Source organism: Psychrobacter immobilis, from assembly GCF_904846285.1.
GTDB classification, from domain to species: Bacteria; Pseudomonadota; Gammaproteobacteria; order Pseudomonadales; family Moraxellaceae; genus Psychrobacter; species Psychrobacter immobilis_D.
The window spans coordinates 351,482-363,650 of sequence record NZ_CAJHAD010000001.1 but is presented as its reverse complement, the minus strand read 5'-3'; the positions used below and the strand labels follow the sequence as shown (position 1 = coordinate 363,650).

10 protein-coding genes are annotated in these 12,169 nt (G+C 43.1%); 3 read left to right on the top strand and 7 right to left on the bottom strand.

From position 1 onward, the window contains the following. Window positions 1–15 precede the first annotated feature (15 nt). From JMX13_RS01620 to JMX13_RS01605, 4 genes are all read right to left on the bottom strand, one after another. On the bottom strand, window positions 16–1,347 hold the full coding sequence (locus tag JMX13_RS01620) for a ribonuclease D (protein WP_201609113.1): 1,332 nt from the start codon (window positions 1,345–1,347) through the stop codon (window positions 16–18). A 148-nt stretch (window positions 1,348–1,495) separates the two neighbouring features. Next, the gene (gene recR / locus JMX13_RS01615; RefSeq protein ID WP_201609111.1) at window positions 1,496–2,089 is read right to left on the bottom strand and encodes a recombination mediator RecR; all 594 of its coding nucleotides are present in this window, start codon (window positions 2,087–2,089) and stop codon (window positions 1,496–1,498) included. Between the two features lie 197 nt (window positions 2,090–2,286). Then, a complete protein-coding gene (locus tag JMX13_RS01610) occupies window positions 2,287–2,616 on the bottom strand; it encodes a YbaB/EbfC family nucleoid-associated protein (protein WP_201543753.1) in 330 nt (109 codons plus the stop codon). A gap of 79 nt (window positions 2,617–2,695) precedes the next feature. Continuing rightward, a complete protein-coding gene (locus JMX13_RS01605; RefSeq protein WP_201609109.1) occupies window positions 2,696–3,985 on the bottom strand; it encodes an O-succinylhomoserine sulfhydrylase in 1,290 nt (429 codons plus the stop codon). Window positions 3,986–4,439: 454 nt separating this feature from the next. Here JMX13_RS01605 and JMX13_RS01600 point away from each other — a divergent pair, with 454 nt between their 5' ends. The 3 genes from JMX13_RS01600 to dusA all read left to right on the top strand — a co-directional run bounded on the left by JMX13_RS01600 (window position 4,440) and on the right by dusA (window position 8,925). Then, window positions 4,440–6,188, top strand: coding sequence for a phospholipase D family protein (locus JMX13_RS01600; protein WP_201609107.1), 1,749 nt, complete (start codon window positions 4,440–4,442; stop codon window positions 6,186–6,188). 258 nt (window positions 6,189–6,446) lie between these two features. Continuing rightward, the gene (locus tag JMX13_RS01595; protein ID WP_201609105.1) at window positions 6,447–7,748 is read left to right on the top strand and encodes an MFS transporter; all 1,302 of its coding nucleotides are present in this window, start codon (window positions 6,447–6,449) and stop codon (window positions 7,746–7,748) included. A gap of 205 nt (window positions 7,749–7,953) precedes the next feature. Next, window positions 7,954–8,925, top strand: a complete 972-nt coding sequence (gene dusA, locus JMX13_RS01590) for a tRNA dihydrouridine(20/20a) synthase DusA (RefSeq protein WP_201609103.1) — start codon at window positions 7,954–7,956, stop codon at window positions 8,923–8,925. 109 nt (window positions 8,926–9,034) lie between these two features. On the opposite strand, the gene JMX13_RS01585 is transcribed toward dusA, so the two are convergent. The 3 genes from JMX13_RS01585 to sppA form a co-directional block, all read right to left on the bottom strand. After that, window positions 9,035–9,838 carry a CPBP family intramembrane glutamic endopeptidase gene (locus JMX13_RS01585; RefSeq protein ID WP_227686166.1) on the bottom strand — a complete coding sequence of 268 codons (804 nt, stop codon included), beginning with the start codon at window positions 9,836–9,838 and terminating at the stop codon, window positions 9,035–9,037. Window positions 9,839–9,910: 72 nt separating this feature from the next. Further along, window positions 9,911–10,798, bottom strand: a complete 888-nt coding sequence (locus JMX13_RS01580; protein ID WP_201609101.1) for an alpha/beta fold hydrolase — start codon at window positions 10,796–10,798, stop codon at window positions 9,911–9,913. 147 nt (window positions 10,799–10,945) lie between these two features. Beyond that, window positions 10,946–12,001: a signal peptide peptidase SppA gene (gene sppA / locus JMX13_RS01575; RefSeq protein WP_201609099.1), complete on the bottom strand. Its 1,056-nt coding sequence runs from the start codon at window positions 11,999–12,001 to the stop codon at window positions 10,946–10,948. Window positions 12,002–12,169 lie beyond the last annotated feature (168 nt).

The window sequence follows — 12,169 nt, the reverse complement described above, 5'->3', positions numbered from 1 at the left end:
TCTAATCTTTATTGCTTATCGAACATTGACACCCATACCCTGCTGCAACTCGGTTTTATGCGCTTGAATCACCGGAATCAAGGTTTGCATCACCCAGTCATTGCGCCAGCCTTTTAGCCCCTCTGGTAATTCACTTAGGTCTTTATCAAAAGCAATCACTTCATATAATTGCCCTAGCCATTTTTTACGCATCAAGACACTAGCCGGTACGCCGGTTTTTTCTGCTTGGTCGTCTATTGCTTGTTGCACCGCTTTTGATAGCACTTTATTTTTTGAGCGATACGGCGGTAATAGACAGTCTGGATGCTCAGCAGGATGCAGGTTTTTGGCGTCTTTGATTACTTTCAGTAGCTCGTCGCCATATAAGCGTAGCATGCTACGATGCATAGTTGTCTTATGCGCCAGCTCACGCATAGTGTTTGGTTTTTCAGTGATAATCTCGCGCACTGCTTGTTTTTTTATCACAAAGGTACGCGGCTGATTGGTAGAACGCGCCAGTTCCTCACGCCACGTCGCAACCGCTTGTAGTATAGCCATTTGCTCAGAGGTATAACGATAATCCGCCATCGTTAGATACATCGCCTCGTCTTCAACATGCTGCGCGTCATATAAATCACTAGCATAAAGCTGGCAGTCCGCCCATACATAATCGTATAAACCTTTCTTTTTTAACTCATACTCAAGGCTCAAATAAAGCGCTGGCAAAAATCTTACGTCATCAATCGCATATTGCTCTTGCTCATCTGATAGCGGACGTTGCAACCAATCTGACTGACTATGCTCCTTATCAATGTGCATATCTAGCTGGTCATCAAGCGCCTGCTGATAGCCCATTTGTAATTGACCCGTTAAATAAGATAGGGCAATTTGCGTATCAAAGATATTGGTCAATGGCGGACAACCTGATAGCAGATAAAAAATCCCTAAATCCTCACCGCACGCATGCCAAATAGCAACATCTACTTTCATCAGTGCCTGCCACAGCTCAGCCAATTGCAATTGCGGAGCATCCAATAAATAAACATGATTGCCAGTGTTGAGCTGCACCAATGCCAAACGTGGATAATAAGTATCGCGCTTGATAAATTCAGTATCTAAGGCCACTCGCCCGCAAGTCGCCAAGGCATCGATAACTTCAGCCAAACCATCTTGCTGACGCACCCAAGTGACAGCAGCTTCATCAGCAATGTCCAATAGCGCATCGATATCCGGCTCTGGCGGCAAATCTGCTGGCGCTACCTCATTATTAATTGATAGCTTTGAAGGTTCATCATCAGTAGCAGTAGAATTGTCTGAGTGGTTTGATTGGGTGGCAGCGACTGGAGCTGTTGAAGCATGGTTGGACACGGGCAGATACCTGCATAAATAGGAGAAAATAAAACGCTAAATTGCGTCTTAATAAAAATAAATAAGAAAGCAATTATAACAATTTCATCAAATAAAATGGACAAGACTTGGTTTTTATAGAGAATTTATGGAATTACTATAAAGAATACTATAAGAAAGAACGATTTTGCATGGCTTGGCCAAGGGTCATACTATCAAGATACTCAAGCTCACCGCCCATGGGCACGCCTTGCGCCAAACGCGTCACTTTATTGACATGACGACTGACCGCTTCACTGATAAAGTGGGCGGTAGTCTGCCCTTCGACAGTGGTGCCAGTATCCAGTATTAACTCCTCAACTGGCTCTTGTTTGACACGCCAGACCAGCTGCTCAATATTTAAATCATCGGCACTAATGCCATCAATCGGTGATAAGTGACCACCTAACACAAAGTAGCGTCCACGATAGCCTGCCGTTTGTTCGATAGCCATCACATCTGCGGCGGTTTCCACCACGCATAATAGTCCATCATCACGCCTTGGGTCTTGGCATAATGGACAAACCGCCTCATCACTAAAGCTGTGGCAACGCTGGCATTCGACGATATCACGCATCGCCTCATCAAGCGCTTGGGCAAGCGCCATGCCTTGGGGACGTTTTTTAGTGAGTAGATGCAGCGCCATACGTTGGGCACTTTTTTGCCCCACGCCCGGCAAAATACGCAGCTGTTTGACCAGCTGATCAAATTTGGCTGTCAGCAAAGTAACTTCCTTTATTTAACTTAATTTATAAATCTTAGCTATAAAAATGGGGTCGTATCATGTCGATAACAACCCCGTTTTTGTGCTCAATCCGCAGTTTTTCGCGCTTAAAAGATTAATATTTAACGGCTTTGTTTTTAAAAAATTAGTCTTTAAAATTTTCGGCTTTAAAAACTTAGCGCTTGAAATCTAGCTATTTAGAACATACCTTGCATACCTGGTGGTAAACCCATACCTGAGGTCGCACCAGCCATGGTTTCTTCATATAGCTCATCTGCTTGACGCACCGCATCATTGATCGCAGCAGCGATTAAGTCTTCGATCATATCTGGCTCATCTTCCAATAAACTTGGGTCGATGGTTAAACGCTTAACCACATGACGACCCGTCATAGTTACTTTTACTAGACCACTGCCCGCTTCGGCGTGTACTTCTTTATTGGCCAATTCTTTCTTAGCGTTTTCAACGTTTGCTTCAACTTTCTTTTGCATCGTTTGTGCTTGTTGCATCAATGCTTGAATATTCATAGTTGCCTCTTTTGTTTTTAATCATAAATGATTGGTATTTTACTAAAATAAAATGCTAACAGCGATTATACCGTTATCTTTACAAACTGTCTAAACCACGCGCCAAATCTTTGATGATATCTTCCACATCTTCCAAACCCACTGACAAACGGATAAGGCTATCGTTGACACCTGCTTCTGCGCGCGCCTGAGGCGTCAGGCGAAAGTGGGTGGTGGTCGCTGGATGGGTAATCGTGGTCTTGGCATCACCCAAATTATTGGTAATAGACAGCATTTGCGTTGAGTCAATCACATGCCAAGCAGCAGCTTTTGGATCAGAGTCCTTTAAATCAGAGCTAGCCGACGGCTTAACTTCAAAGCCCATGATAGCACCATAACCACCTTTCATATGATGTTGGCGCGTAGCCAATTCGTGAGCGGGATGATTGCTTAATCCTGAAAAATGTACGGTACTGACATTAGGATGATTGACTAAGAATTCTGCCACTTGATTGGCATTTTGACAATGCGCTTGCATACGTAACTTCAGCGTCTCAAGCCCTTTAGTAAAGACCCACGCGTTAAATGGGCTCATGCTGATACCACCTGAGCGCACCACGGTAAATGCCTCTTGCATCAGCTTATCACTGCCGACCAATGCGCCCCCCAATACCCGACCTTGTCCGTCTAAATATTTGGTCGCAGAATGAATGACCACATCAGCACCCAAATCTAATGGGCGCTGCAATGCAGGCGTGGCAAAGCAATTATCAACGACCAGTAAAATATCATTGGCTTTACACAGCTCGCTCAAATAACCAATATCACAAATCTGTGCCAACGGATTACTGGGGCTTTCGCAATAAATCACCTTGGTATTCGCCTGAACCGCATTTGCCCACGCCTCATTATCGAAGCAATCGACATAGCTAACTTCAACGCCGAACTTTGCCATATAGTTATTAAACAAGCCAATTGATGAGCCAAATAATTGATTGGCAGCAAGCAGGTGGTCGCCTGCTTTTAAGTAGGCTAAGCACATTGTTAAGATTGCGCCCATGCCTGAGGCAGTCGCCACAGCACGCTCGCCATTTTCAAGTGCTGCCAAACGCCGCTCAAAGGTACGCACACTAGGATTGGTATGGCGCGAGTAAACGTTGCCCGACTTTTCGCCATTAAAGTGGGCAGCGGCATCTGCCGCTGACTCATACACATAAGAGCTGGTGGTAAAAATAGCTTCTGAGTGCTCGCCCTCGTCAGTGCGATGTTGCCCTGCTCGTACCGCAATGGTCTGCATGCCATAATTGAGGTCTAAATTGAGCGCGTCACTGCGCCAGTTTGGATCTATTTTATTCAAATTGCTATCATCATGCGTTTGCGACTGACTCATAAGTTTTCCATTGCACGGGTTATTATTAAACATACGGCTTATTTTTGATTATAAATACCATTCATTCGCGTTATCATAGCATGCCAACTTATTCCAAACAGCTGCTTTCAAAGCCATGCTAAATATTATTTTTGCATACTATTTAGTAAGAAGATTCTTAAGCATTTACAACCAAGACTGGTTAAAGCATTTGTAAGGGTGCAATGCAAGCACAAACGATGACCGGAAGATATTTACAGCATGGCTAATAAAGCGCGGCATCTAACAAAAATAACGTATTTATAATAGGCACAGATGACGACAACTGCTAAGCTTAGCGGCGCTTTGAATATTGCTTTGAGCGATATTATCATAGGCTACATTATCAGTGCTATCATCGCTAAAAATAGCCAAAAAATTCAACCCCATTTAACAAGCGCTGCGTTATATTCAGGCTCACGAAGGTAGCTCATTTATGTCGATATTCAGTATAGAACCAAGCAACTTATCGTTGAGTTTAACGCTTGGGCTCACCTTAAGTCTTAGTGGCTGCCAAACTTTGCCAAAACAGCCACATTTGCCTGAAAGCCAAGCATTATCGGCACGCGTTGACGCTTTATACCAACAGAATGATAGCCAACAGGACGCTAATCAACAAGCGGATAGCCAACAAACAGATAATCAGCAAACTGCTACTCTAGAAGGCAGTAGTAATCAAGACAGTGCTAATAAAAATAGTAGCCAAGATAATAACGCAAATATCAATCCTCAAAGCAATAGTACGGATTTGGTGGCAGCGATTAGTGAACAAAACGAGATTCACCCTGATCTATCTGGTTACCACCCGATTGTGACGGGAGCCAATGCCTTTGCGTCACGCAGTATTTTGACCAATATGGCCACCCGTAATATCGATGCGCAATATTATATCTGGCATAATGACCAAGCTGGACAGCTGATGCTAAAGGACTTGTGGGATGCCGCCGAGCGCGGGGTCATCGTGCGCCTGTTACTCGATGATTTTAATAACAGCGCCAAGTTTGATCAACATCTATTACGTTTTGCCAGCCACCCTAATATTGCGGTACGTATTATCAATCCATTGATGTACCGTAAATTTCAAACTTTAAATTTCGTAACTGGTTTACCGCGTATCAATCGCCGCATGCACAATAAAAGCATGATTTTCGATAAGCAAATTACCATTATTGGTGGGCGTAATATTGGCGATGAATACTTAAGTAACGATAAAAACAGCCAATTTGCGGATTTAGATGTTTTACTGATAGGCAAAGTCGTCGCCGATATTGATAACAGCTTTGCCAGCTACTGGTCGGCACCGATCTCATTTGATATTCAAACTTTAGCCACTCTTGATAGAGGTAAAACCACTGACTTTTTAGAGGGCTTAGATAAATTAAGAAGTGATGAGAAAAATGATAGCAGAAGTAGTTTGGAAGTCTATAAAACTGCTATCGAAGATTCGTCTATTGATACTGATTTAATCAATAAACGTGTGCCCTTTCGCTGGACGAACATGCAGTTTTTGAGTGATGATGTCGGAAAACTGACCAAAACTGTGCCAGCGGATACCAATTTGGTGCATCAGCTGCGCACCCTATTGGGTAGCCCAAGCAAGCGTCTGACTATTATCTCATCCTATTTTGTACCCACCAAAGATGGTGTTAATACCTTGGTAGCGCTGGCAGAATCGGGTATTGAAATCAATATTTTGACCAACTCTTTTGATGCTACCGATGTGACCGCCGTGCATTCTGGCTACAGTCAATGGCGTCCTAATCTGCTACGTGCAGGGGTAAAAATCTACGAGCTAAAATCTACGGCCTCTGAAGAAAAACGTGAAAACAAGCTATGGAAAGCGCGCAGCCAGTCGTCAACCAGCTTGCATGCAAAAGCTTTTGCCGTTGATGACTATCAAGTATTCATCGGCTCATACAATGTCGACCCGCGCTCCGCTAATATCAATACTGAGATGGGGGTGATTATCAATGATGATGAGCTCGCAAAACAGTTACATGATGCGCTGAGCGATGACTTGTTGACCCAAGCGTACGAAGTAAAGTTATTAGAAAACGGCAATTTACAGTGGCATACAATAGAAGATGGCAAAAAAGTGGTCTACGATTCAGAGCCGCTTGTTGATATCAGTGACCATGTTTGGCTGACCATCATGTCATGGCTACCGATTGATTGGTTGCTATAAGGGTCAAACACTTTATCGAATAAATTTTATTCGATAGAGCTTATTTAATTACTTTTAAATAGCTTTTCAACAAACAGAGCAAGCTTCAGCGCGCCATTTTAAATAGATGAATTATCGCTCATGTTTTTTTTAGCGCAAAACTTTACGTCTTCAGCAAATTATTATCCAGCTATGCTGGTTTCTTGTTTTTTACTATAGTCGGTTATCTAGATAATAACCGTCTTGATAAACTCTTCTTTATGTGGTGCTTGATTTATTATGCCTTCTCGTTCTCAATATGCACTAATGTCTTCTAAAGATAGAAATGCCGTACTATTTATCTGCTTTAGCAGCGCAGTCGCGTTTTTTGATTTTTTGATTTATTTATATCTTGCCGATATCATTGCAGCCGCTTTTTTCCCCGCTAATACCAGCGCGGCGATGGCGAAAATACAAGGGCTGGGACTGTTTGCCATTGGTTATTTGGCCCGTCCATTTGGCGGCGTTATCTTCGGGCGCTATGGAGATAGCAAAGGTCGTAAACCGATACTATTAATCAGTATCTTGGTGACCGCAGCTAGCTTACTGGCGATGGCTTGTTTGCCCACTTATACACAATTGGGCTTGTTTGCGCCAGCGTTATTTATTATTTTACGCCTGATACAAGGGATGGCATTTGGGCTTTTTGTGCCACTGGCTTGGGTTTTTGTCTCAGAACACGTGCCGCGTCAATATTTATCAATCGCCTGTAGCTATGTGACCGCCAGCTTTTTTGTCGGTGTCCTATTCTCTAACGCCTTTTTTCTTTGGCTGACCAACTCCATGACCACAGAGCAATTGGCTGACTATGGCTGGCGTGTACCATTTTTTGCCGCAGCGATATTCAGCGTTTTACCACTGTTGGCATGGCGCTGGATAGACGAGTCGCCGTTTTTCATTGCTATGAAAGCCTCAAAACCAAGTGATTATATTGCTAAGCCCTTTACCTTACTCTTTAAGCATTGTAAGCATTCTATTTTTATCGGCTTGCTGCTTACCCTTATTATATCGAGTGTCACAACCGTTATTGTCCTGTTATTACCTGATTTAATTGAGTTGCGCTTTACTTTAGACAATGATTTATTTGGATTTTCACACAGTCTAGGCATTGTATTTATGATTTTTGGCTGTGTATTTTATGGACTTATATCTAATCATCAAAACTTCGGTAAAGTGTTGGCAATTGGTTCTATGTTATTGATTGCCCAGATGTTTGCCTTCTTTTATCATCTGCAAGCAAGTGGCGATTATATTCTTATCATGTATGCGCTGTTAGGGTTTTGCTCTGGTATTGTTGGCATGGTACCGGCCATCTTGGTGCAATTATTTCCAACCAATGTGCGACTTACTGGCATGGCGCTTTGTTATAATGTCGCTTACGGTATTGTCGGAGTCTTAGTGCCTTTTGGGCTTGGTTATGCCACTTTATATATCAGTTTTTCGCCTGCCCTTTATATAGCCTTTATTGGCTTTATTGGTATCATCATGGGCATTTATTTTTATAATTTGCCCGAATTCAAAAAAATCGATGAGGTAATTTAGAGAATAGCTGTTTAATGTGACCACTATTCAATTTATTTCTATTTGGCTGTTGCATTGATTTTTTTACTATTTAACCTATATAGATAAAGTGATAAAAAAAAGGCGTCATGGACATACAAACCATGGCGCTTTATCTATTATCACTTTAACTATTCTTAAAAATGCACTGAAAAGTATGCATGCTTAATAACGAGGCTTAATTCTAATGGTTGATATGACCAACAAACGACTCTCAGTTGCGCCCATGATCGATTGGACTACGACAGATTATCGCTACTTTGCACGGCTGTTTAATCCGCACGTTTATCTTTATACCGAGATGATTAGTACCGGTGCGCTGATACATGGTAATCGCGCGCGGCATCTGCGCTTTGATGCGCTTGAACATCCGCTGGTGCTACAACTGGGCGGCGCAGATATTAGTGAGATGACCCAATGCGCTGAGTTTGCGCAGCAGCACGGCTATGATGAGGTCAATATCAACGTTGGTTGTCCCTCTGATCGCGTCCAACATAATAAGATTGGCGCTTGCCTCATGGCAGAGCCGCACACGGTTGCCGATTTGGTCAAACACATGCAGGCGGCGGTCGATATTCCGGTGACGGTCAAGCATCGTATTGGTATCGATGATTTTGATAGTTATGAGTTTATGGTAGATTTTGTTGAAAAAGTCGCGGCAGCAGGCTGTACGCGCTTTATTGTCCATGCTCGTACAGCGTGGCTACAAGGCTTGAGCCCGAAGCAAAATCGCGAAATACCGCCCTTACGTTATGATGATGTTTACCGGCTTAAACAAGACTTCCCGGCGCTTGATATTGAGATTAACGGTGGTATCGAGACAGTTGCTGATATCAAAGCGCATTTGCAGCATATCGATGGGGTGATGATTGGACGGGCGTTTTATCATAACCCGTACTTATTGGCAGAAACCAATATTTTATGGGGTGCGCCGAGTCCTAAGCGCTCAGATATTTTAGCGAAGCTATATCCTTATTTAGAAGAACAAGTCGCTAAAGGTGAAGCGCTACCAACGATGACGCGGCACTATTTAGGATTGTTCCAAGGTTTGATGGGCGCACGCAGGTGGCGACAGGCACTGAGTGGCAAACCGCAATTGAAGATTGACGATATTAAACGAGCCGCTGCCGAAGTCTTAGTATTAAATCCAGAGGCATGAAAATAAGCGACTAATTTTCTCGCATAAAACAATGGCTAACTGGTGAATGGCTAATTTGTGAAAACACTCACTAATTAGCCGTTAGCGTTAGCCGTTTATAGTTAAGCATTTAAGCAACTTGCGCTAAATACTGCCACATAGCTGCTCCATTATTAAGAATATGTAGCAACATCGGCAGCACTAGCGAGCCCGACTTAATACGTGCGTAGCAAAATAGCAATGCCAGCACCACAATGGTGCTGATTTCATAAAGACCATATTGCAAATGAATAACCGCAAATATCACGCTAGTCACTAGGCTAGCGATGACTGCCCCGCGATGCTCTGCATAGGTTGCGTCCGAGAATTGCTCTGCGATAGCCGACCACAATAACCCACGAAATATAAGCTCTTCATAAATTGGCGCGACAATCACCATCGCAAATATCAATAGCCATACTGAGCTCACAGACTGATATAAAGGGTCGACAAAGACCAATGGCGATTTATCGAGCAGGTAAGTTAATGCCTGACTGCCAATCATAAATATCAGCAACAGTCCTAGCATGCCGACACCGACTGTCCATGAAAATGACTTTAACGCCAGATACTGTTTTACATTTCCGCCTCTCACACGAATCAACAAGACGCTGATTGCCACCAATAATACACAACCAATAATGATAGAAAGACTGACCACTGTGCCATCGTTACTACCAAAAAAGAAAATATCGCCCATAGTTGCATTTTTAGTGGCGGGTAATACCAGTTTGCCGGCGATATACACGCCGATTAATTGACTAATAAAAAATGTAACCACCATCCCAATGAGTAGAAGCAACGCACCCAAGCGTGAAAATAGCGCTGCAGGCTTAGGTGCTGTAGTCATAACAGATGAGGTCATAGCAGGTGCAGGGTTCGCGTCTTTTAGCATAAAGTATCACTCAAAAGGGTGTACGAGCTGCCCACATTATATTTATGATGAGCATTAGTATAAAAGATCAGCTTATTTTGGTAACTGCTGTTTGATAAGCTCAAGCACTTGTAGCGCCACAGACTCTGGGTGCTCAAGTGGGAACATATGACCACCTGCATGGGTTTCGTAATCGATATTAAGGCGTGATTTGATTTGCTGCGGAAATCGGCGTTTAAGAAATATACTGTCTTCACCAATGATGAGTGTTACCGGCGGCTTAGGCGCACGGTTTGGGGTCAGCCAATACCATGATGGATTGGTACGAAAAACTTCAACTTCTCTTGCTTTAGGAATGGCCAGCGTTACCTTTCCATCAGCACGCTCATGTAAACCATGCTCGATATAGCCATCAAAGCTACGCTCATCGAAATCTTTAAAAAAGCCTTTATGACGCAGCTTATCATAGGCATCTTCGCGGCTATCCCAAACATCACGGCGATGCTTAGACACGCCCGCTGGCGACAGTTTATCCATCAAACGATTATTCATTAGCGGTAATCTATCTGCGGTTTTAGCCAAATGCCATAGCAGGCTAACTTTGCCATAAATCCAAGGTGGATCCATCAGCACCGCTTGCGCAAAGATTTCTGGCGCACGGTATAACGCCTGCATAGTACACATCGCACCAAGCGAATGACCGACACCCACCACCTGACTAACGCCATGCTGCTCACAAGTACGTTCCACACTATCAATAATCTGCTGCGTCAGGCTCTTCCAATGATCATCTACTGGATAATCGGGCGTATTACCCAACATTGGAATATATTCAATGGTAAAAAATTCAGCAAGCGCTGCAAAAAACGGCGCATAAACAGCACTTGGCATACCATTAGCATGGGCAAAATGAATGACCGGTTTTTGGGTTATTTTAGATTTGGGTAATGACGCAAAGGTCTGTAAATTAATGGCACTCATGACAGGCTCTCAGTAATTTAAATAGTAATTTAAACAGTTATTTGGAATAGTTATTATAATAATCTAAATTTATATACAATTAAGGCTGAGTATAATCCTATACTCAGCCTTAACAATCATACACATTAAATCTAAAATATAAAGGGCTTAGCGCATCTGCGCATTACCCTCTTCTTGTGGTAACACATCAAGCTTGATGCTTGAACTAAGGCCTGCACCTAGCTTAACGGCGAAGCGATCCATAAATAAACTAAATGGATCAGTTGGCGTGTAATTGACCACATTTTTAAGCTTAAGCTGCTTCTCTAAACTTGAGATACTGCCCTTTTTGTCTGCTAAACCAAGCTCAATAGACTGCTCGCCGGTCCAAAACAGCCCTGAAAACAGTTTGTTTTCCTCAGGGTTTTTCAGACGATCACCGCGACCTTGTTTGACCGCATTGATAAAGTGCTTATGAGTATTATTCAACACTTTTTCGACGTGCTGCTCTTCATAAGCAGTAAGCGGACGTGACAAGCTTAAGATATCTTTATACTCGCCTGCGGTAATAGTACGGTCTTCAACACCGAATTTATCCATTAAGCCTTCAATATTATAGCTTGGCATAATCACACCAATCGAACCAACCAAGCTTGATGGATTGACATAAATCTCATCCGCTGCCGAGGCAATATAATAAGCGCCAGAAGCACCCATATCACCAATCACAGCGTAGAGTTTTTTATCAGGATATTCTTTACGTAAATCCATCATCGTCTGCCAGATTTCATCAGATTGTACCGGCGAGCCACCAGGTGAATTAATATCGAGCGCCACCGCTTTGGCATTGCTGTTTTTAAAGGCACGCGTCAAGGCTTCATTGACATCATAAGCATTGGCGGTATCCCCACTACTAATCGTCCCTTGGATTTCAACCACTGCCAAATGCGGCTTGCTGGTATCTACGCCATCAAGACTGGTTGGTGTTTTGGTGCTGCAACCGCGGCCAAGGGTTAAAAATATCAATAAGATATAACCAAAGGTCAATAGCTTAAAGAAAATACTCCAGCGACGGGCGCGTCGCTGCTCAACCACACTGGCTAATAACGTATTTTCAATCAGTCGCCACTCTTGTCCGCTCGGCTGATTTGACTGCTGCAGGGGCGTTGGCTGATTTGCCGAGATGTCAGGACGTTTGTTAGGGTCTGGTGGCCAGTTGGGCATATAACTTCCTAAGTCAGAAACAATGTAAAACGATAAAAGAGAGGGTCTTAAAACTTAATCGAGCAAAAACTTAATACAACCGCAATAAGTATATTTACTTATAGAAGTGCGTTTTGTAGCGCTTTCATAAAAGTCAAACAAGCTACTAAGTATGGTGCCATTTCCCTC